Genomic DNA, 21,420 nt, shown 5'->3' on the forward strand with positions numbered 1-21,420 from the left:
CATTTACGGCGCTTTAGCCTCAAAAAACAGGGCTTTCCACGCAATGGAAAATCACGAACTGAAACCTCCTCAAAAAAACCTTTAGAAAGTAGCTTCTCACCAACAAATTCTTGGGGATGGATATTCTTTTCAATGAGATAAATATAAGTGGAGCCATTAACCGTTTATACTTTATCAAAATCAAAGTAGTCGCTAAGCCCTTGGGGAAGTATTAAGGAAAGTAGTGCTGAATTCAAAAGTCAAGTGTTTCAGGCAAAATTAATTAAATTTTATTCCTCCCCAACTTTTACGCTTGGTCCCTATTTATTTATAATTTTTTCAGAATTGCGGTTTAAAATATCTTTTAAACAAAAAAGCTTTCAATTTCTTGAAAGCTTTTCGTGATCCCGCTGGGATAATGACTTATGAATCCAATCGGTACTAAATGAGCAAGTTGAGAAAATTATATCGTCATCATTTCAATGAGGGCATCGAATTGGGCACCAGTTATTTTGATATGATTTGACTAGGTTTGAAAGAACAGTTCTTATTAATTGCAAGTTAGCAATTTATTAATTTGCAAGAGATTTTTTTTGAAAAATCTTAAGTTAGAGTTTGCTTCAAGCCTAATCTTTAACCTGTTTGTCATAAAGAGTAATTGGAGCTTCTTACTTTTTGCTATCAAGGTTTAGTCTTCCAATGAACTTTATAGGATTTTCATGAGGATATTAGTTTTCTTCACAATATAGCTAAAAACTATAAAAAGAAGCATATTCAATTCATTTGATCCAGTTAGAAAATGAAACTGGTTAAGAATGATCCGAATTTACAACATTTGATCCAAAAGGGATGAAACTATTAACTTTGTAACAAAAGTCACAAAGTATTGATAGAAGATAGCGAAAATTTGCAGGTTAGATATGCTTATACATAAAAAAACATCTACCTTACAAAATATTATTAATTAGAAAGCCTTAAAAAAAATGCAGACGGAACCATTAGAAAAGATAGCAGAATTTAAGACCTCTCCTGAATTGATAGGCAAACTTTATGAATACAGCATTAGAAAAGAATATGAAGCAGGAAGTGTTATACTAGATGAAAATGCTTCCATCCGTTCTATTCCAATTGTAACTAAAGGTACGCTGAAAGTAATCCGGACAGAAGAAGATGGTAGAGAAATTTTGCTTTACTATATCAAAGCTGGTGAAAGCTGTATCATGTCTTTCTTAGGCGGTATGCACAATGAGACAAGTAAGGTAAAAGCTGAAGTGGAAGAAGATGCGGAAATACTTTTTTTGCCTATGGATAAAGTATCCTTATTCATTAAGGAATACCCGCAGTGGCTAGATTATATATTTCGTTTATACCATAAACGTTTTGAAGAATTATTGGAAATTGTTAATGCCATCACTTTTAAGAAAATAGATGAACGTTTATTGAATTTGTTGATTAAAAAGCGTGAACTTACTGAAAATAATATTCTGCACATCACCCACGAACAATTAGCTAATGAACTTGGGACTGCCCGTGTAGTGGTGTCAAGGTTACTCAAACAGTTAGAAGAAATAGGTAAGGTTAGGCTAGGTAGAAATAAAATAACCCTTATGTAACAAAAGTAGCTGTGCAGGTTTTTGAATTGATGCAAATTTGTTGTAACAATTTAAATATCTATGGACATAATAGGGTATATAGCATCAATTTTTATAGGTATCTCTTTAGGGTTAATAGGCGGCGGAGGCAGCATTCTTACTGTTCCAGTTCTTGTTTATCTATTTGGTCTTGATGCACTATTAGCTACCGCTTATTCTCTTTTTATAGTTGGTTCCACAAGCGTTGTTGGTTCTTTTTCTTATTTCAAAAAAGGATTGGTAAATATAAAAACAGCTATTATTTTTGGGATCCCATCAATTGTAGCCGTTTTCCTTACAAGGACTTATGTCGTTCCTGCTATTCCTGAAGAAGTTTTCAGTATTGCAGCTTTTACCGTTACCAAAAACATTCTTTTGATGTTACTTTTTGCTGTATTGATGATTTTCGCTTCATACAGCATGATAAAAAAATGTAAAGGAGAAGATTGTTTACCTACCGACACGCCCACCGCAGGTACATTATTAATCGTTATTCAGGGAATATTTGTGGGCTTTGTTACCGGATTAATCGGCGCCGGTGGAGGCTTTTTAATAATTCCTGCCCTAGTCAATTTATTGCGTTTAGAATTTAAAAAAGCAATCGGTACTTCGCTAGTAATCATAGCTCTTAATTCCCTTTTTGGCTTTGCCATTTCCGTTACACATTATACAATTGACTGGATATTTCTTTTTAAAATTTTGGCTCTCGCCATTACCGGAGTGCTTATCGGAAGCTATCTATCTAAAAAAATAGATGGTAAAAAACTAAAGCCTGCTTTCGGTTGGTTTGTACTGCTTATGGGTATTTACATCATCATCAAAGAAACTTTATTAAACTAAAATCATAATAATATGGAAAAGCATTATCAAATACTTATCGTTGGCGGTGGAAATGCAGGATTATCTGTTGCATCACAATTACTTCGCAAAAGAAAGGGATTAAGTATTGGCATTATTGAGCCTTCAGAAAATCATTATTATCAGCCTGCATGGACATTAGTTGGTGCAGGAATTTTTGATATTCAAAAGACTATCCGTAATGAAAAGGATTTTATTCCAAAAAATGCGACATGGATAAAAGAAGCAGTTTCTGAATTTAATCCTACTTCAAACAAAGTAATTTGCAGTTCTGGAAAAGAAATTTCATACGATTATTTAATTGTTTGTCCGGGTATCCAATTAGATTGGAATAAAATAAAAGGATTAAAGGATACTTTAGGTAAAAACAATGTAAGCAGTAATTATAATTTTAACTCAGCTCCATATACCTGGGAAATGATTAAAAATTTTAAAGGTGGAATAGCCGTTTTTACTAACCCATCCACGCCTATTAAATGTGGTGGTGCCCCACATAAAATCATGTATCTGGCTGTAGACTATTGGCGTAAGAAAGGTATTTTAGATAAATGTGACATACATTATATTTCTGGAGCAACAGTTATATTTGGTGTACCTGAATATAAAGTAACATTAGAAGAAGTGTTAAAGAAAGGTAATATTAAAGTACATTACAGTGCTAATACAATTGGAATTGATGCAAATAATAAAACGATCGAGTTTGAAACCAAAAGTACTCCAAGTACAATAAAGCAGTCATTATCAGAAACCACAGCGGCCTGTTATAGCATTAGCGAAGCATCACAAGCTGATTTAACAAATAAAGTTACACTTTCATTTGATTTATGCCATGCAGTACCTCCCCAGTCTGCGCCAGATTTTATTAAAAAAAGCCACTTAGCAGATGCTTCAAATCCTTATGGTTATGTTGAGGTCAATAAAAACACAATGCAGCATTCAAGATTTGCCAATGTTTTTGCTTTGGGAGATTGCACCAATGCACCCTGTAGTAAAACTGGAGCGGCAATACGAAAACAAGCGCCAGTTGTAGTTACGAACTTATTAGAAGTAATGGATAAACAACCTGTAACCGCTCAATATGATGGCTACAGTGCTTGCCCGATACCTACGCAATACGGAAAATTAATGTTGGCAGAGTTTGATTATAACAACAAACCAAAAATGACATTTCCATTTGACCAAGCAAAGCCACGTTGGACAATGTGGATACTGAAAACAAAAGTATTGCCTTGGCTATATTGGAACAAAATTTTAAAAGGCACAGCTTAGCTACCTAGGTTGTATCGCCTGAATTTATTTATTACGCCCATACCAAATATCACTTATCAATGTTTAAAAACACAACGCTATGGATGTAGAAATTCTGGCTCGAATTCAGTTTGCATTTACTATCGCTTTCCATTACATCTACCCACCATTAAGTATTGGCATTGGATTGATAATGGTCATTATGGAAAGTTTATATCTTAGAACTGGTAAAAAAGAATACGAAATTTTAACACGTTTTTGGATTAAAATATTTGCACTGACTTTTGGTATCGGAGTAGCAACTGGTATCATCATGGAATTTGAATTTGGTACCAATTGGGCTGTTTATTCGCGATATGTAGGCGATATTTTTGGAAGTGCTTTAGCTGCTGAAGGTTTATTTGCTTTTGGTTTAGAAAGTGCTTTTCTAGGTGTACTCCTTTTTGGCTGGCATCGAGTAAAACCTTGGGTACATTTAGTCTCAACAATAGGCGTGTTTCTCGGTTCAATGTTTTCAGCAGTTTGGATTGTGGTTGCAAATTCTTGGCAACAAACTCCAGCGGGCTATCACATTGTTGGAGAGGGATTAAACACAAGAGCTGAAGTGACCGATTTTTGGGCAATGGTATTCAATCCATCAAGCATGGATAGATTAGTGCATACTTGGCAAGGATCATTTTTAGCTGGTGCATTTTTGGTTTTAAGCGTTCATGCCTACTATTTAAGCAAAGGACGTTATGTAGAAATTTCTAAAAAAGCTTTTAAAATTGCTTTAGTTGTAGCGACCATTTTTTCATTATCACAATTAATTTCTGGGCACAGCTCTGCTGATGGAGTTGCTGTAAATCAACCAGCAAAATTAGCCGCTATGGAAGGTCATTTTAAAAAGTCAGCTCCTGCCGATTTATATATTTTTGGTTGGGTAGATAAAGAAAAACAAGAAGTGACAGGTTTGAAAATCCCTGGAGGATTATCTTTTTTGGTACACCAAAATTTTAAAGCTCCTATAACTGGTTTAAATAGTTTTCCTGTTAAAGATAGACCAAGCCAAATCAATGCCGTTTTTCAATTTTATCACATCATGATTGCTATCGGAATGATACTAATAGGATTGACATTATATGCTAGTTTCTTATGGTGGCGTGGAAAATTATTTGAAACCAGGTGGCTATTATGGATATTTTCATTTTCGGTGATACTGCCTCAAATTGCCAATCAAGTAGGTTGGTATGCCGCCGAAATGGGAAGACAACCTTGGGTTGTTTATGGTCATTTACGTACTAGCGATGCATTTTCGCAAGAGGTTTCAGCTAATCAAATCGTATTTTCATTAATTATGTTTACAATTATTTATGCACTATTATTTGTGCTATTTATCTATATGGTCAATAAAAAAATAAAACACGGGCCTTACGAAGAAAGCAGCACACTGGTTAGTTTTCAATCTTTCTAAAGAATTAAAATCAATAGTTATGGAATATTTTTTAGGAATAGACTATCCAACCTTGTGGTATTTAGTTATTGGTCTTTTATTTTCCGGCTATGCCATACTTGAGGGATTTGACTTTGGTGCTGGAGCTTGGCATTTATTTTTTCAAAAGGATTTAAGCCGTCGAGTGGCAATTAATGCCATTGCTCCTGTTTGGGATGCCAATCAAGTTTGGCTGGTAATTGGTGGTGGTGCATTGTTTGCTGGTTTTCCAGTAATGTATGCTACCATGTTGTCGGCAATGTACGTTCCGTTTATGCTTTTCCTAATGTTTAATATTCTTAGGGCAGCTGCAATCAAATTCAGAAGTGCAGAAGATATGCTATGGTGGCGAAAAACTTGGGATATTGTGTATAGTGTTTCCAGTATTATGATTGCCTTTTTATTAGGTATTGTTCTTGGTAATATTTTACAAGGTTTCCCGCTGGGAGAAAATCATAGCTATAAAGGCGGTATGTTCTTCTCTTTTTTAAATCCATATGCAATAATGGTAGGTCTTACAACGCTATCATTATTTATGACACAAGGGGCAATTTACCTTTTGATAAAGACCGAAGGAAGATTACACTCTAGACTGACTTTTCTACTGAAAAAAGGAATAATATTTTTTATAATAACCTTTGGTATTACAACGCTCTATACCCTAATATTTATCCCAGAGGTTACAGCAACTTTCAGGAATAACCCTTTCTATTTTATTACTCCAATACTTTCTTTCTTGGCAGTTGCAAATGTGCCTCGCCTCGCTTCTAAAAAAAGCTATATGCAAGCCCTAATTTTTTCATCATTAACGATGGCTTTATTACTCGGTCTTGTTGCTTTACAATTATATCCAACATTATTGATTTCTACGATTGACCCAAAATATAGCGTAACCATATATAACGCAGCATCATCACAAAAATCATTAGGTATTATGCTGACCATTGTTCTTATTGGAACTCCTTTACTAGCAGGGTACTTTATCTTTTTGTATAAGACCTTCAAGGGTAAAGTAAAGCTAGACGATACAAGCTACTAGTATCCGAGCTAGATTAAAAAAAGAAATTGCCTAATTAGGTAAAATAATATCCTTGTGTAACCAAAGTAGCTGTACAGGAAAAATCAACATGGTAATTTAGCATTATAAACAAATAGAAAAATGGAAACACAAGAAATTAAAAATACAATGCCAAGAATTGGCGATATAGCTCCAGACTTTGACGCAGTGACAACAACTGGAAATTTAAAATTTTCTGAATATAATAAAGGAAGCTGGGTTGTGTTTTTTTCACACCCTGCTGATTTTACACCTGTATGTACAACAGAAATGAGTGGTTTTGCACTTGAAAAAGATTTCTTTGCCGAACACAACACCAAATTAATTGGTTTAAGTATTGACAGTATTCATTCTCATATTGCCTGGGTAAATGCAGTTCATGAAAAAACAGGAATTTTATTTGATTTTCCAATAATTGCGGATATTTCCATGGAAGTCTCAAAACTTTATGGAATGTTACAACCAGGCGAAAGTGAAACAGCAGCTGTTCGTGCCGTTTTTATAATGGATCCCGAAGGGAAAGTACGTTTGATAATGTATTATCCACTAAACGTGGGAAGAAATATGGACGAAATTAAACGCTCATTGCTTGCTCTACAAACTTCGGATGAACATAAAGTAGCAATGCCACTTAATTGGCAGCCTGGAGATAAAGTAATTGTGGGTGCTCCAAAAACAATAGAAGCTTTGGCGGCAAGAAAAGCCGATAAGGAATTAGAGCAGATAGATTGGTATTTGGCTAAAAAAACAATTGGGTAATTTCATTTAAAATTAATTAAAAACTAAAGAATATGTTTTTTCAACACGTTTATGATAAGAGTTTAGCACAAGGCAGTTATGTTATTGGCTGTCAAAAAACTGGGGAAGCCATAGTAATTGATGCACAACGTGATATTGATGTATACATCGACATCGCAAAACAAAACAACCTCCGTATTACATACATAGCTGAAACCCACATTCATGCAGACTTTCTTTGTGGTTCAAGGGAACTTGCAGCAGTAACAAACGCAACAATGTACCTTTCAGACGAGGGAGGCGAAGATTGGCAATACCAGTTTCCGCATAAAGGGCTAAAAGAAGGGGATATTATCAGAGTGGGCAACCTCACGTTAGAAGTAATGCATACTCCGGGTCATACGCCAGAAAGTATCAGCTTTCTATTGACTGACCATCCGGCGACAGATAAGCCCGTTATAGTACTAACAGGTGATTTTGTATTTGTTGGTGATATAGGCCGTCCTGATTTACTCGAAAAAGCTGCTGGACTTGCTGGTACAAAAGAAGATGGAGCCAAACAAATGTTCCAATCCTTGAAAAAGTTTGCGGCACTTCCAGAATATGTGCAGGTATGGTCGGGACATGGCGCAGGTTCTGCTTGTGGCAAGGCTTTAGGAGCCGTAGCAAGTTCTACAGTTGGCTATGAGAAAATTAGAAACTGGGCGCTTCAATACAGCGAAAATGAAAAAGGGTTCATCGACTACCTTTTAGCCGACCAGCCCGAACCACCGAAATACTTTGCGATGATGAAGCACTTAAACAAAGTTGATCGTCCGTTGCTTATAGATGTTCCGAAACATCCAGAGCTAACCAAAGAGCAGTTTATTTCTGCCTATGAAAACGGCATGAAGGTAATAGATACTCGCAATAAAGTAGAATTTGCCAAAGGTTTTATTCCTAATACGCTAAACATTCAGGGTAATAATTCTTTCGCTACTTGGTGCGGTTGGTTATTGAATTATCAGGAGCAGTTTATTTTGGTAGCCGAAGACAGTCAGATGGAAGATTTGACCCGTAAATTGATGCGTATCGGCTTGGACAACATTTTCGGATATATTTCAGATGTAAATGCTACAGGAATTGAGCTCCATACTTCAGATGTCATTTCTTTGGAAGAATTTAAAACCCAGATAGGAAAGGATAATGTACAGATAGTAGATGTTCGTGGTGCATCGGAATATGAAGCAGGACACGTTGAAGGTGCAGAAAACGTTTTTGTTGGAACATTACAGGACAACTTGGGTAAAATCAGCAAAGACAAACAGGTGGTTATACATTGTCAGGCAGGCGACCGATCAGCCATTGCCTATTCGATCCTTGCCAAAAACGGCTTTAAAAACGTGAAAAACTTTTCTGGAGGAATGAAAGAGTGGATAGCAGAAAATGGTAAAACAATTGGATGTAATGAAACATCTTGTACAAAAGCTTAAAATTTAAAACTATGGGACTTTTTTCAGCAATATTTGGCAAAACAGATAACAGTCAATTATCAGAAGCTATAAAAGACGGTGCGTTTTTAGTAGATGTTCGCACACCTGACGAGTTTTCGGCAGGCAGTGTAAAAGGAGCGGTAAATATTCCATTGGATAAAGTACCAATGGAATTACCAAAATTCAAGGGCAAGAAAAATATCGTTGTTTTTTGCAGAAGTGGAAATAGAAGCGGACAGGCAAAAAGTATTTTGGAGCAGAGCGGTTTTCAGAATGTTATAAACGGTGGCACTTGGGAAGATGTAAATCAGTTGGTAAATGAGTAAAGAAGAAAATGATATAGCCTGTTGTGTAACGCAATGCGAAAACCCACTTGACCAAAACTATTGGAATGAACGGTGGCAGAAAAATGAAACAGGATGGGATGTCGGACAGGCTTTGCCTGCTATTACGGAGTATATGGCACAATACCATAATAAAAATGCAGCTATTCTTATTCCGGGTTGTGGAAATGCCTATGAAGCAGAATTTTTGATAGCGAATGGATTTACAAACATTACGCTAATAGATATTGCACCAAAAGCAGTTGAAGCGTTAAAAGAAAAGTTTGCTGACAAAACACAGATAAACGTTTTGTGCGAAGACTTTTTCAATCATCAGGGCAGTTATGATTTGATCATCGAGCAAACATTTTTTTGTGCCATTCCACCTGCTAGTAGAAATGAATATTCAAAAAAAACAGCTTCAATACTCAATGGAAAGGGTAAAATAATAGGTGTGCTATTCGACAAACAATTCAACCAACCGTTTCCACCTTTTGGAGGTTGTCCTTGCGAATACAAACCTATTTTTGAACCGTATTATTTTATCAAAACAATGGATGAATGTTATAACAGCATTCCTCCAAGAGCCAACTCGGAAGTGTTTATTAACCTCATAAAAAAATAGAAAAATGAAAAAGAACATGGGAACAGTCGATAAAGTCATCAGGATACTGGTTGCGGTATTTATAGGTGTTTTGTATTTCACAAATGTCATTTCAGGAACATTGGCAATCATATTAGGCATATTAGCAGTAGTATTTGTGCTTACATCATTCATTAGTTTTTGCCCCTTGTATTTGCCATTTGGCATTAGCACTTTTAGAAAGAAAATAAGATGACACACAATATAGCAGTAGAAAACATTAAATGTGGTGGCTGTATTAACAGCATAAAAACCGCTTTAATGAAAATAAATGGTGTTGAAAATGTAAGCATTGACAAAGAAACCGAAACCGTAACTATTGATGCTACGGTTGAAAAAATAATTCTTATAAATGCTCTTTCAAAAATGGGTTATCCCGAAAAAGGAAATAATGATCTATTAAAAAAAGCAAAATCGTATGTGAGCTGTGCTATTGGAAAAATAAATTGATTATGAAAAACTATCTAAGAAATTGGAATTTTATGCGTGTATTGCGATTAGCATTGGGCATTTTCGTGATAGCACAGGGTATTCAGTCAAAAGAATGGTGGTTTGTTGTAATGGGTGGATTGTTTTCTTTAATGCCTTTACTTAACATAGGATGTTGCGGTGTTTCGGGGTGCAATACTTCTGTAGCAAAAAACAACAAAAAAGTGGAGAATAAAGCCTATGAAGAAGTATGTTAGTTAAACAAATTTAATGTTGGAAATTAAAGATTTAGTGATTATGGATACAAATAACAAGAAACAGCATTGGGAAAACGTTTACGAAACTAAAAACCCTAACCAGGTAAGCTGGACGCAGGAAATGCCTAAAACCTCTCTTGACTTTATTTCTTCGTTCAGATTGGGGAAACAGGCAAAAATTATTGATATAGGAGGTGGTGACAGCAAATTAGTGGACCATTTACTTGATCAGGGGTATGAGAACATAAGTGTTCTTGATATATCAGCAAAAGCACTCGAAAAAGCTAAAAATCGCTTAGGAGACAAAGCTAAAAAAGTAAATTGGATAGTTAGTGATATTATAGAATTTCAACCCAATACACAATATGATATTTGGCATGATAGAGCAGCATTTCACTTCCTAACAACAACAGAACAAATTGAAAAATATTTGCACATAGCAAGGATGTCTGTAACTGGCTACATGATGATTGGAACTTTTTCCGAAAGCGGACCAACAAAATGCAGTGGTCTTGAAATCGAACAATATTCTGAACAAAGTTTAACCAAAACACTTGAAAATGGCTTCGAAAAAATCCTTTGCATTTCAGAAAGCCATACGACACCTTTCGATACAACTCAAGATTTTTTATTCTGCAGCTTCAAAAGGAATATGTAGGAGATGATGCAAGCATTATTAATATTGATATTAATAATAACCCTCAAGCAGCAATAACACATAAAGTACGAAGTGTACCGACGCTTATATTATTTAAAAATGGTAAACAGCTTTGGCGTCAGTCGGGCATAGTACCTGTAAACGAATTGGAAAGATTAATTAAAGAAAATATATAAAAATAAATGTTAGAATTTTTGAAACAACCCTGGCCTTGGTACATAGCCGGTCCACTAGTTGGGCTTACAGTACCAGCATTATTAATTTTAGGAAATAAAAATTTTGGCATTAGTGCCAACTTACGCCATGCTTGTGCAGCCTGTCTGCCAGCTAATATTTCTTTTTTCAAATATGATTGGAAAAAAGAAATTTGGAATATATTTTTTGCAGTTGGAATACTAATTGGAGGTGTAATCGCCTTTAGTTTTTTAGCCAATCCAAACCCTATAATCATTAATGAGAATTTGAGAACTGAACTGGCAAGCTATGGTATAACAAACATCAATGGAATGTTGCCACAAGAAATTTTCTCTTGGGAAAATCTCTTTACAATTAAAGGATTTCTAATGATGGTTGTTGGAGGTTTTATGATAGGCTTCGGTTCTCGTTATGCAGGCGGTTGTACAAGTGGACATGCAATTTCTGGTTTATCAAACCTGCAATTACCATCGCTAATTGCTACTTGCTGCTTTTTTATTGGCGGATTATTTATGGCAAACATTATACTTCCAATAATTCTATCTCTTTAAATTACAATACAAATGAAAAATATAGATAAAAAAATAGATTTCGAAACCCGCTCATTAGACACGGTATGCATAAACGAAAGCCATTTAGAACATAAATGGTATCACAATATCAAATACTTGATGGTAGGTTTATTATTCGGAATTATATTTATAAAAGCAGAAATTATCAGTTGGTACCGCATACAAGAAATGTTTCGTTTTCAATCTTTTCATATGTACGGTGTTATTGGTAGTGCTGTTATAGTTGGTGTAATTTCGGTTTTTATGATTAAAAAACTTAATATAAAAACCATTTATGGCGAAAAAGTAGAATTTCACGATAAAAAATTTAATAAAGGTCAGATCATTGGTGGGCTGATTTTTGGATTAGGCTGGGCTATTACAGGTGCATGTCCTGGACCGATATTCGCACAAATTGGAACTGGAGTAACTGTCATGATTGTAACTCTATTCTTTGCGATTGTTGGTACATGGGTGTACGGCTATTTTAGAGATAAACTACCTCATTAATTAACGGTTATGTATTGGTTTAAAAGATTGCTGGTAACAGTGATATGGATATCTGTTGTCCAAACTTTACAGGCACAAGATCATTACAACGCTTGGTTTCGAGGTACCTTGAGTATTTCGGTCGGCGAAGAATTCAAAATAGACAATGAGCTTCAGCACAGGAGACAAAACGGTTTTGAAAACGAGAATATGTCTGATAAAAACTTAATGTTTGCTTACAGGAATTGGATACATTATCAACATAGTGAAGATATAAAATTTTCCTTATCGCCTTTCGCTTATTTTAAGCACTACAGGATTATCCAACAACATTCTGATGAAACAGCTATGCCCAACAGTGAAATTCGTTTTTCGGCGGCAGTTGAATTACAACATGAGATCCTTAAAAAGTTTTATATAGTAGATAGGTCAGCCGTAGAATATCGAATATTTGACAATAATCAAGCAGACATCACACGGCTTCGAAACCGTTTTGGCATTCGTTACGACTTTGCTGGAAAACTAAAGGTGGGAATTTTTGATGAATTGCTTTTTAATCTTTCTGGTACAACATACCATCATTTCTTTGATCACGACCGTTTAGGGCTGAATGTTGAATATAAATTTGTACCAAATGTAAAATTTGACATTGGTTATATGCACATCACCCGACTACCTTTGACCAGTACAACAAAATTGCATGAAAATAATCTTTATCTGAACTTTACCTATCAACTCAAAGAACACAAAAAAGAAGGGTAAACTTATATAATTTTCACTGCTATAGCTAACTATTTAAAACCTCAAATTGACTAGTAATTAATGTTAAAAAATATTAAAACACAAATATCCATTTGGATTGTTAGCCAAATTAGAGTATTTTAGCATATTAATGAATAATAAAATATCACATAGTCTAAAAAGTTTTCAGCGATACCTTTTTGTATTCGCTGCATTTCTTGTGATGTTTCTTTCATCTTGCTCAGTTAAGGCCAGCATTAGAACACTTGCTGGTTTCCCTCCAAAAACTGAACAAGGTATACCTAAAGGCAACCATAATTTATCTGTAAATACATTTGAAAAATGTTCTCAGATTCATTTTGTCGATAGCCAAATTGATCATAAATCATCGTATAGTCCTCACGATTTATTACCAGTAATTCTTCTTGCAGTTACTACTATTTTCTTTTTTGGTATCCGCCAAGAAAGAAAAGAAACTAAACACCCACTTTATGGTGGTAGTGGAAAAATTCGTAATTCTATCTCTATCTTTTTAGAATACCGAAAACTTCTCATTCATTTCTCCCTTTAGTTTCTTTTCCTAATTTGAACATAATGTCTCATTTAGGATGCATTTCTATTTTTTTCCTTTTTTAAAAATAAACTGAAGTCGTGATTACGGCTTTTAAAATCGTACATCAATATGATCAAACACATTATGGCGGCCACTATGTTGTGGCTAGCCGTTGTTGCTGCTTTTCCGCTATATGCGCAGCAGCACAAGGAACACACCTTAGGTAGTTTATGGCCTAAAGTTGAAGAAAATTATCCGGGCATTAGTGCAAAAAAATCGGAGATGGATGCCGCAAAATTCAACCAAAGGGCAGTCAAGGGCAATATGCTTCCCCAAATTAACGCACAGGCACAAAATACTTATGGAACTTACGAAGGTAGTGCAGGTGGTTTTTTCCCACAGCCTGGTTTTTTTAACGTAAATGGCCCATTACCATTAGATGGTAGTTCTACCGCAGCCAATACCTTTGGCTCCGCTATTGTCAACTGGGAGCTGTTCTCTTTCGGAAAGCTCCGTAAGCAGAACGAGGCTGCGGGTGCTTTATATAACAAATCGGTCAGCGATAAAGATGCTTACCTGCTCAACCTGAAAAAGACATTATCGGAAAGGTACATTATTCTTCTTTACAACAATGCTAAGTTGCAATGGACCCAAAAGAATGCCGAACGCCTTGACGACATCCGAAAAACAACTTCGGGTTTGTCAGCATCAGGCCTAAGACCTGCGGCAGACAGTTTGCTTGCTTCATCATCGTATGTGCAGGCAATGGGCGAGCATGACAAATGGTATGGCTTTAAAAATGCTTCTTATATTAAACTATTGGAGTTGTATGGCAATGATACCATAGATTTCACAGGATCAATCGACCGTTTCGGTAATCCCACAGAAAATGGTTTATATAAATTAAATACCATCAATCCTTCGCACCCCATATTAGATGCGCTAGACAAGCAATCGGAGTATTATACTTTAAGTGGTGAGGTACAAAAAAGAGCTTCTCTGCCTTCGATCAACCTGTTAGGTGGTTATGCATATCGAGGAACTGGTATCAGTCCTAACGGGAATGTATCAGGTGCATGGAATGACGGGTTCAGCAATACTACCAATAATTTTTTGGCAGGTGTCGGCATTACATGGAATTTAACTAGCCTGCATACTAAACGAATGAAAAGTCAACAACTGTTTAAAGAAGCCGAAAGTACGAAGCTAATTCAATCACAATACCAGCAAGCAATGCAAGCAGATTTATCTGCTTCTCAGGCAAAAATCGTTCAGCAATACGAGCAGCTTCAGAAAACGAAGCTGGCCGTACAACAGTCGCAAGATGCATACAACATGTATCTCGCAAGATACAAAAGCGGTTTAATTACGCTAACTGAGCTTTTACAGATACGCACTTTGCTGGAACAGGCAGAGAATGCACATATCGAGGCTTCACGTGAATATTGGGGATTGCTAGCTTATGAAGCGGAGCTAACTGCCGATTTCAGCTTTTTATTCAACAACCTTTAAATAATCGTATATGAACATTATAAGATTTGCGTTAAGAAAACCAATTGCGATTATGGTTGTCGTACTAGCAATTGCTTTCTTTTCCTACAATACTGTAAAAAAAATAAACGTAGATATTTTTCCCGAGGTGGAATTGCCTGCGATGTACGTTGCTATGCCTTACGGTGGACTGTCCCCAGCCTATATGGACGGGTTTATGGCTAATGAGTTCCAAAAGGTTCTTCTTTTTGTGAGCGGTGTAAAAAATATTGATTTCAAAAGCGTTCAGGGGCTTACCCTGATGAAGCTGACCTTTTATCCCGGAACAGATATGGCACAAGCTGCTGGCGAGGTTTCAACATCGGTCTCAAGGGCAATGGGTTTCCTACCGCCCGGAGCAGTTCCACCCATGGTGGTAAGATTTGACGGTAGTTCACTTCCGGTAGGTAACCTCGTTTTTGAAAGCGACCAGCGTTCCGTAAATGAAATACAGACATTGGCATTGACCAAAATTAGACCAATGTTTGTACAAATCCCAGGCATTACTTCTCCAGCTCCTTTTGGCGGAAATGTACGCTCCATTGTGATCAATATCGATCCTGACGCATTGCAAGCCAATGGATTAAGCCCCGAAGATATTACCGTTGCCATCACTAAAAATAGTCTTCCATCTCCTGCGGGAAATATTCGCATAGGAGATGAAAACTTGATGGCTCCAATAAACTCTATCGCTAAAGGACCTGCAGAACTATTGAAGACCCCTGTAAAAACAAGCGACAACCGTACTATATATGTTGGAGATGTAGCCCGTGTGGAGGATGGAGCAGATCAAACAGTAGGCTATGCTTTGATAAACGGTAAACGTTCTGTTTACCTGCCTATTATCAAAAAAGCAGATGCCTCCACATTGGATGCCGTGGAGAACCTAAAAGCTGCCATTCCGATGCTGAAAGACCAATTACCTGAAGATGTAAAGGTCAGTTATGAATTTGACCAATCAAATTATATCGAACGCTCCCTTTCCAACCTTATACACGAAGGTATTTTAGGAGCTGTTTTCACGGGATTGGTCATACTATTGTTCTTGGGAGACACACGTGGAGCTATCATTGTGGTATTGACCATCCCCATTGCCATTCTTACAGCAGTTACTGTTTTATATCTCTCAGGGCAAACCATCAATATCATGACATTGAGTGGTCTTGCTCTTTCCATCGGTATTCTCGTTGATGAAGCCACAGTAACCATAGAGAATATCCACCAACATATGGAAATGGGTAAACCCAAGCAACGGGCAATTATAGATGCTTTAATTGAAATTTCTATACCGAAATTATTGATCTTACTATGTATTCTTGCTGTATTGACCCCTGCTTTCATTATGACAGGTATCCCTAGAGATATGTTTATGCCTTTGTCGATGGCGGTTGCCTTTGCAATGATTGCATCCTTTTTGGCCTCACAGACCTTTGTACCGATACTGGCCAACTGGATGATGAAGAACAAGCACAACACAGCAGCCAATACTCCAAGAAAGCGAGCTTTTTTTGAAAAATTCCGGGTAAACTATTCTTACAGGATGCGTAAATGGTCAACCAAGGCTATCCCACTTTTTGTTGTGTATGTGCTGGTAGCGAGTGTAATTGCTGGCGTTTTATTAACAGTTGTTGGCACTGATGTAATGCCTGTTTCCAACAACGGCGATTTTCAGATACGCATACAGGCTCCACAGGGAAGCAGAATAGAAAAAACAGAACAGATTGTTAAAGCTATTACAGGAGATATCAAAGCAGAACTACCAGATAATGGCCTGAATATAACTTCTGCATTTGTAGGTATGCACCCCGCAGGATCTCCGATAAATCCGATATTCCTTTTTAGTAATTCTTCTCACGAAGCTATACTGCAAATATCTGTCAATAAAGAAGTGTATGATGGATCAATGGAAGAATTTAAAGAGAAAGTCCGTAAAAAAATCCTTAAAAAACATCCTGAAGTCGCTTTTAATTTTGAACCGATGGAACTGACCGAAAAGATTATGGGGCAAGGAGCGATGACGCCCATTGAAGTCAAAGTTGGAGCCAATCAGATAAAAGGTGCTTTTGCCCATGCATCAAAAATTGAAGCCAATTTAAAAAAAGTTCCATATCTGCGTGATGTGCGTATTGCCGAACCTATTGCCTATCCAACAATGGAAATCGACGTAAACCGAGATCTTGCTGGACAATTCGGATTGACGATGCAGGATATTACACGTAGTCTTGTTACGGCTACATCATCTACACGCTTTACGGATAAGAACCTATGGATTGATCCTAAATCAGGATTGGTTTTTCAAACACAGGTACAAATCCCCGAGGGTATTATGTCGGAAGAAAGACTTCGATCACTTCCATTAAAAGCTGGAAGTCTTCGCCCGGTACTTGAAGATGTAGCAACCATACGAAGGGTTACTTCTCCTGCACAAGTAAACAGAAAGGGGCCTAACCGTTACGTTACCATTGTGGCTAACCTTTACGGAAAAGATTTAGGTACAGCTTCACGAGCAGTTAAACAAGCTATCAAAAATGCTGGAGAGCCACCTCGTGGAACTATTGTTTGGACAGAAGGTACACTACAGCTTTTAGATGATACTTTGGGTAGTCTTTTGGCAGGTTTAGGTGTGGCAGTTATAGCTATATTCCTGATGTTGTCGGCTTTTTATCAATCGTTCAAAGTACCGCTTATTATTCTATCGGTATTGCCTGCCGTTATTGCGGGCAGCCTTATCATTCTATTCCTCACAGGTAGTACGCTTAATCTGCAATCCTATATGGGTATTATTATGTCGCTTGGTGTATCGGTTTCTAATGCAGTATTATTGGTTAATCAAGCCGAACATTATCGAAAAAAACTGGCACTTAAGCCTGCTAATGCTGCAAGGCTTGCTGCCTCGTCGAGGTTAAGACCAGTGTTGATGACAGCAGCGGCAATGCTTGCCGGAATGTTACCAATGGCAATGGGGTTAGGCGATGGAGCCGAACAAGTAGCACCCTTGGGAAGAGCTGTTATCGGGGGGCTGATTGCTTCCACTGTAACCATCTTGTTATTAGTTCCGCATTTCTTTTCTTCCCTAATGTCGAGGACTTCAATAATCAGTCCTTCGTTAGACCCTGATGATGCAGACAGTAGGTATTATGCAGAACAGTCCGATAAACAAACGATATCATAAATTTAAAAACAAAAACAATGTATCACAGCATTTCAATCAATAAAAAATCAACAACTATATTGGCATTTACGATATCAACAGTATTGTTGCTATCCGCTTGTTCACAAAAAGAGCAGCAAAAAGGACAAACGCAAAATGAGCAGGCAAAACCTGTAAACTATAAAACGGCTCCTTTAAAGGTCATCAATCCCGAGTACGAAATATCCGTTCCGGCAGAACTCAAACCTTTCGAGCAGGTAGCGGTCTATGCAAAGGTTACAGGGTTTGTAAAACAAATGTATGTTGACCGAGGCGACCGGGTTCGTAAAGGTCAGCTTTTAGCCGTACTCGAAGCTCCTGAAATGCAACAACAGTATCTTTCTGATAAATCTACAGAGCAAAAGGTTTATAGTGATTACCTGTATGCAAAACAGGCTTATGACAGATTAGTAACCGCTTCCAAAACAACAGGAGCAGTTGCAGACATTGAACTAGACAGAGCTAAAAGTGCAATGGAAAGTGCCAAGTCTGCTTTTGACGCTTCTAAAGCGGGAACGGCACATTCTTCACAGTTACAAAAGTATCTTCGCCTTACAGCACCGTTTGATGGCATAATTACCCAAAGGAATGTTTCTGTTGGGGCATTAGCCGGAACAGGAGGTAATACACCATTGTTTATGATGGCTCAGAGTAATAAACTCCGCCTTACCTTATCCCTACCAGAAAAACACGCATCATCTGTTTATGACGGGATGTCTGCTTCATTTACCGTAAGCTCGCAGCCAGGTAAGAATTTTGATGCCAAACTTTCTCGAACATCTGGATTACTCGACCAGCAAGATCGCTCGCTCACACTTGAGTTTGACGTAAACAATATATCCGGTGAATTGCAGGGAGGTGATTATGCACAGGTCAAACTGAAATTAAAACGTAAAAAACCGTCTAGCTGGGTACAAAGCAAGAGTGTACTAAACACCCAATCTGGAACATATGTACTAACATTGAATAACAACGAAGTAAAACGGATTGCTGTAAAGGAAGGTGTCCGTTTAGATACACTTACAGAGGTTTTTGGTAATCTTTCTCCAGAAGACAAAATCATTTTGAAACCGTCCGAAGAAATCAAAGAAGGCAAAATTAATTCACAAAAAAAATAAGGATATGAAAATAGAATTGAATAAAAGAGTAATTTTCACATACATTTTAGTAATAATGGCAGGTTTCTGTTTTGCAGCCTGCAACAACAACACAAATAAAAAAGCGGCGCAAACCGCATCAACAGAAATAGCGCAGAAAGCAACCACATCATTGCCGGACCAGACTGGTAATGATGTAATATTTAAAGATAAAGATGGAAAAACTGTATCCTTAAGCTCATTAAAAGGTAAGGTGGTATTCATCAACTTTTGGGCTACTTGGTGTCCGCCCTGCATTCAGGAAATGCCTACCATTAACGAACTAAAAGGAAAGTACAAAGGCAATGACGACATCGTATTCCTGATGGTAGATGTGGACAACAAGATGGAAAAATCCACTGCATTTATGGAGAAAAATAAGTATGATTTGCCTGTATATGTTCCAGCTAGCAATATACCTTCCGAATATTTAGGCAGTTCAATTCCAACTACGGTCATACTAGACAAAAGCGGAGATATGATTGCCCGTATCGAAGGTGGTAGGGATTATACAAGTCCCGAGATCATCAAAGTTGTGAATGAACTTGTCGAAAGTAACTAACTGAAAAAAGAACGAATTATGTCTAATAATAACGAGGTTTCTGAAAAGAAACCACCATCAAAAAAGCTACAGTACATTAAGAAAAATGCTTTTACCATATTTATGATAGTTGCCGTCGGGATATTACTTGTAAGCCCAGATGCAAAATCATTTGTGCTGCGACAGTTAATGGCAACAGGAATTTTTAATGCGAGTATAGATAAAAAGGATGCGGATACAACGAGCCTGACAAACACTGATTTCACTTTTACCGGCGGAAATGGGAGCGTACAAAACACCTCATCATTAAGAGGAAAAGTAGTGTTTATTAATTTTTGGGCATCCTGGTGTCCACCCTGTAGGGCTGAATTTCCCTCTATTGAAAAGCTATATACCCAATATAAGGATAACCCTGGTGTTTTCTTTCTAACCCTCAACGAGGACGATGACCCAGCTGTAGGAATGGCATATCTGGAAAAAGAAAATTTTTCAGTTCCAATGTATCAGTCCAGCGGTAATGTTCCAACGGAAGTGTTTTCCGGTTCATTACCAACAACCGTAGTATTGGATAAGAAAGGTAAAGTCAGGCTTCATCATACCGGATTTGCCAATTACGCATCTGAAAAATTTGTAAAGGAAATAGAAGAATTAATAAATGAACAATAAAAACAATAAAATGAAAACAATAAAAGCTTTACTAATAGCCCTGCTATGTTTTACGTCTATTAGCATTTTTGCGCAACAAAAAACAGCTACCACTTTTGAGCCCGCAAAAGCATACAAAAAGCATTACAATGCGCTTTATATCTTGAACGAAGCAGAGGATAAAAAAATAAAGGGCATCCTTCGCAACATCAATAATGTACTAAGTGATCCACGGTTGAAAGGCAAATTACAGATAGAAGTCCTTGCGTTTTCTGACGGTGTGGAAATGTATAAAAAAGCTAACAGCTACCAAAAATTATTAGTTGCACTCAAAGATAAAGGCGTTGTATTCGTCCAGTGTTCTAAAACAATTGAAGAACGAAAAATTGACAAGAACGAATTGTTTGATTTTGTGAACTATGTTCCGACCGGTAACGGAGAAATTATATTAAGACAATACGAGGGCTGGGCAATTGTTCATCCTTAATCAGAAATGTTTCAAAAACTTTAAATTATATATTATGGAATTATCAATAGGATTTATAAATGACGTACACGGTTATCTTGAGCCACACCCAGAACTATTTTACAATAAGGATGGAGAATTTATAAAAACTGCTGGAGGATATGCAAGGATTGCTTCTATTTTCGAGCAGATACGAGATGAAAACGAGCATACGATATTTTTTGACGGAGGGGATACCTTTCATGGAACCTTACCCGTAGTGGCTTCCAGAGGCGAAGTACTAATTCCAATTTTAAACAAACTTAGTTTTAGTGCAATGGTTGGAGATTTCGCTGAAACTGACCACCCCATTTCGGTTTAAACTGACCACCTATTCCGCTGGAAACTGACCACCTGATTTCGGACTAAACTGACCAGTTTGGAACGGGGCCAAATGCTATTGGAGCAACCCTATTTTTGATGGATATATAATCCCTCCGAAATGGCCAATTCCACGATTAGCATGAGCAAGATAAGACAGATACTCAGAATGTACAGCCAAGGGCGGAGCAAACTTTCCATTGCCACCCATACCGGTGTTTCCCGTAATACTGTAAAAAACTATATAAACGCATTTTCT

At 37.0% G+C, this 21,420-nt stretch carries 26 protein-coding genes and 1 pseudogene; 26 read left to right on the plus strand and 1 reads right to left on the minus strand.

Going from position 1 to position 21,420, the window contains the following annotated elements:
* A pseudogene (locus tag FA045_RS19255) lies at positions 1 to 143 on the minus strand (ISAon1 family transposase); the annotation flags it as partial.
* 819 nt (positions 144 to 962) lie between these two features.
* On the opposite strand from FA045_RS19255, the gene FA045_RS18395 reads away from it, so the two are divergent.
* The 26 genes from FA045_RS18395 to FA045_RS18520 form a co-directional block, all read left to right on the plus strand.
* Positions 963 to 1,592 carry a Crp/Fnr family transcriptional regulator gene (locus FA045_RS18395; protein WP_136878548.1) on the plus strand — a complete coding sequence of 210 codons (630 nt, stop codon included), beginning with the start codon at positions 963 to 965 and terminating at the stop codon, positions 1,590 to 1,592.
* 60 nt (positions 1,593 to 1,652) lie between these two features.
* Entirely contained in the window at positions 1,653 to 2,450 is a 798-nt protein-coding gene (locus FA045_RS18400; protein WP_136878549.1) for a sulfite exporter TauE/SafE family protein, read from the plus strand.
* 12 nt (positions 2,451 to 2,462) lie between these two features.
* Entirely contained in the window at positions 2,463 to 3,737 is a 1,275-nt protein-coding gene (locus FA045_RS18405; protein WP_136878550.1) for an NAD(P)/FAD-dependent oxidoreductase, read from the plus strand.
* 79 nt (positions 3,738 to 3,816) lie between these two features.
* Positions 3,817 to 5,169, plus strand: a complete 1,353-nt coding sequence (locus FA045_RS18410) for a cytochrome ubiquinol oxidase subunit I (RefSeq protein ID WP_136878551.1) — start codon at positions 3,817 to 3,819, stop codon at positions 5,167 to 5,169.
* A 19-nt stretch (positions 5,170 to 5,188) separates the two neighbouring features.
* The gene (gene cydB, locus FA045_RS18415; protein WP_136878552.1) at positions 5,189 to 6,226 is read left to right on the plus strand and encodes a cytochrome d ubiquinol oxidase subunit II; all 1,038 of its coding nucleotides are present in this window, start codon (positions 5,189 to 5,191) and stop codon (positions 6,224 to 6,226) included.
* Positions 6,227 to 6,346: 120 nt separating this feature from the next.
* Positions 6,347 to 7,003, plus strand: a complete 657-nt coding sequence (locus tag FA045_RS18420) for a peroxiredoxin (RefSeq protein WP_205943191.1) — start codon at positions 6,347 to 6,349, stop codon at positions 7,001 to 7,003.
* A gap of 32 nt (positions 7,004 to 7,035) precedes the next feature.
* Positions 7,036 to 8,454, plus strand: coding sequence for an MBL fold metallo-hydrolase (locus tag FA045_RS18425; protein ID WP_136878553.1), 1,419 nt, complete (start codon positions 7,036 to 7,038; stop codon positions 8,452 to 8,454).
* Positions 8,455 to 8,465: 11 nt separating this feature from the next.
* Positions 8,466 to 8,780 carry a rhodanese-like domain-containing protein gene (locus FA045_RS18430; RefSeq protein WP_136878554.1) on the plus strand — a complete coding sequence of 105 codons (315 nt, stop codon included), beginning with the start codon at positions 8,466 to 8,468 and terminating at the stop codon, positions 8,778 to 8,780.
* Positions 8,773 to 9,402 carry a methyltransferase domain-containing protein gene (locus FA045_RS18435; RefSeq protein ID WP_136878555.1) on the plus strand — a complete coding sequence of 210 codons (630 nt, stop codon included), beginning with the start codon at positions 8,773 to 8,775 and terminating at the stop codon, positions 9,400 to 9,402. The genes FA045_RS18430 and FA045_RS18435 overlap by 8 nt, the downstream gene beginning before the upstream one ends.
* Before the next feature lie 16 nt (positions 9,403 to 9,418).
* Positions 9,419 to 9,616, plus strand: a complete 198-nt coding sequence (locus FA045_RS18440; RefSeq protein WP_225871384.1) for a YgaP family membrane protein — start codon at positions 9,419 to 9,421, stop codon at positions 9,614 to 9,616.
* Positions 9,613 to 9,870 carry a heavy-metal-associated domain-containing protein gene (locus FA045_RS18445; RefSeq protein WP_136878557.1) on the plus strand — a complete coding sequence of 86 codons (258 nt, stop codon included), beginning with the start codon at positions 9,613 to 9,615 and terminating at the stop codon, positions 9,868 to 9,870. The genes FA045_RS18440 and FA045_RS18445 overlap by 4 nt, the downstream gene beginning before the upstream one ends.
* A 2-nt stretch (positions 9,871 to 9,872) precedes the next feature.
* Positions 9,873 to 10,106, plus strand: coding sequence for a hypothetical protein (locus tag FA045_RS18450; protein ID WP_136878558.1), 234 nt, complete (start codon positions 9,873 to 9,875; stop codon positions 10,104 to 10,106).
* A 13-nt stretch (positions 10,107 to 10,119) separates the two neighbouring features.
* On the plus strand, positions 10,120 to 10,764 hold the full coding sequence (locus FA045_RS18455; protein ID WP_205943192.1) for a class I SAM-dependent methyltransferase: 645 nt from the start codon (positions 10,120 to 10,122) through the stop codon (positions 10,762 to 10,764).
* Positions 10,686 to 10,940, plus strand: a complete 255-nt coding sequence (locus tag FA045_RS18460) for a thioredoxin family protein (protein ID WP_136878559.1) — start codon at positions 10,686 to 10,688, stop codon at positions 10,938 to 10,940. The genes FA045_RS18455 and FA045_RS18460 overlap by 79 nt, the downstream gene beginning before the upstream one ends.
* Before the next feature lie 6 nt (positions 10,941 to 10,946).
* Positions 10,947 to 11,510, plus strand: coding sequence for a YeeE/YedE family protein (locus tag FA045_RS18465; RefSeq protein ID WP_136878560.1), 564 nt, complete (start codon positions 10,947 to 10,949; stop codon positions 11,508 to 11,510).
* 12 nt (positions 11,511 to 11,522) lie between these two features.
* Complete coding sequence (locus FA045_RS18470; protein ID WP_136878561.1) at positions 11,523 to 12,020, plus strand: DUF6691 family protein; 498 nt, start codon at positions 11,523 to 11,525, stop codon at positions 12,018 to 12,020.
* Between the two features lie 9 nt (positions 12,021 to 12,029).
* Positions 12,030 to 12,761, plus strand: coding sequence for a DUF2490 domain-containing protein (locus tag FA045_RS18475; protein ID WP_136878562.1), 732 nt, complete (start codon positions 12,030 to 12,032; stop codon positions 12,759 to 12,761).
* Between the two features lie 130 nt (positions 12,762 to 12,891).
* The gene (locus tag FA045_RS18480; RefSeq protein WP_136878563.1) at positions 12,892 to 13,311 is read left to right on the plus strand and encodes a hypothetical protein; all 420 of its coding nucleotides are present in this window, start codon (positions 12,892 to 12,894) and stop codon (positions 13,309 to 13,311) included.
* 111 nt (positions 13,312 to 13,422) lie between these two features.
* Positions 13,423 to 14,805, plus strand: a complete 1,383-nt coding sequence (locus FA045_RS18485) for a TolC family protein (protein WP_136878564.1) — start codon at positions 13,423 to 13,425, stop codon at positions 14,803 to 14,805.
* A 10-nt stretch (positions 14,806 to 14,815) separates the two neighbouring features.
* Complete coding sequence (locus FA045_RS18490; RefSeq protein WP_136878565.1) at positions 14,816 to 17,995, plus strand: efflux RND transporter permease subunit; 3,180 nt, start codon at positions 14,816 to 14,818, stop codon at positions 17,993 to 17,995.
* Positions 17,996 to 18,012: 17 nt separating this feature from the next.
* Positions 18,013 to 19,131, plus strand: a complete 1,119-nt coding sequence (locus tag FA045_RS18495; RefSeq protein ID WP_136878566.1) for an efflux RND transporter periplasmic adaptor subunit — start codon at positions 18,013 to 18,015, stop codon at positions 19,129 to 19,131.
* 4 nt (positions 19,132 to 19,135) lie between these two features.
* Positions 19,136 to 19,711 (plus strand): TlpA family protein disulfide reductase, encoded by a 576-nt coding sequence (locus FA045_RS18500; protein ID WP_205943193.1) that lies wholly within the window; start codon positions 19,136 to 19,138, stop codon positions 19,709 to 19,711.
* Between the two features lie 18 nt (positions 19,712 to 19,729).
* On the plus strand, positions 19,730 to 20,356 hold the full coding sequence (locus FA045_RS18505; RefSeq protein ID WP_136878567.1) for a TlpA family protein disulfide reductase: 627 nt from the start codon (positions 19,730 to 19,732) through the stop codon (positions 20,354 to 20,356).
* 10 nt (positions 20,357 to 20,366) lie between these two features.
* Positions 20,367 to 20,822, plus strand: a complete 456-nt coding sequence (locus FA045_RS18510) for a DsrE family protein (protein ID WP_136878568.1) — start codon at positions 20,367 to 20,369, stop codon at positions 20,820 to 20,822.
* Positions 20,823 to 20,856: 34 nt separating this feature from the next.
* A complete protein-coding gene (locus FA045_RS18515; RefSeq protein WP_205943194.1) occupies positions 20,857 to 21,162 on the plus strand; it encodes a metallophosphoesterase in 306 nt (101 codons plus the stop codon).
* A 168-nt stretch (positions 21,163 to 21,330) separates the two neighbouring features.
* Positions 21,331 to 21,420, plus strand: a 90-nt coding sequence (locus tag FA045_RS18520) for a hypothetical protein (protein WP_262709615.1), incomplete at its 3' end; no start/stop codon positions are given.

This window comes from Pedobacter cryotolerans (assembly GCF_005116475.1).
Classification (GTDB): Bacteria; Bacteroidota; Bacteroidia; order Sphingobacteriales; family Sphingobacteriaceae; genus Pedobacter; species Pedobacter cryotolerans.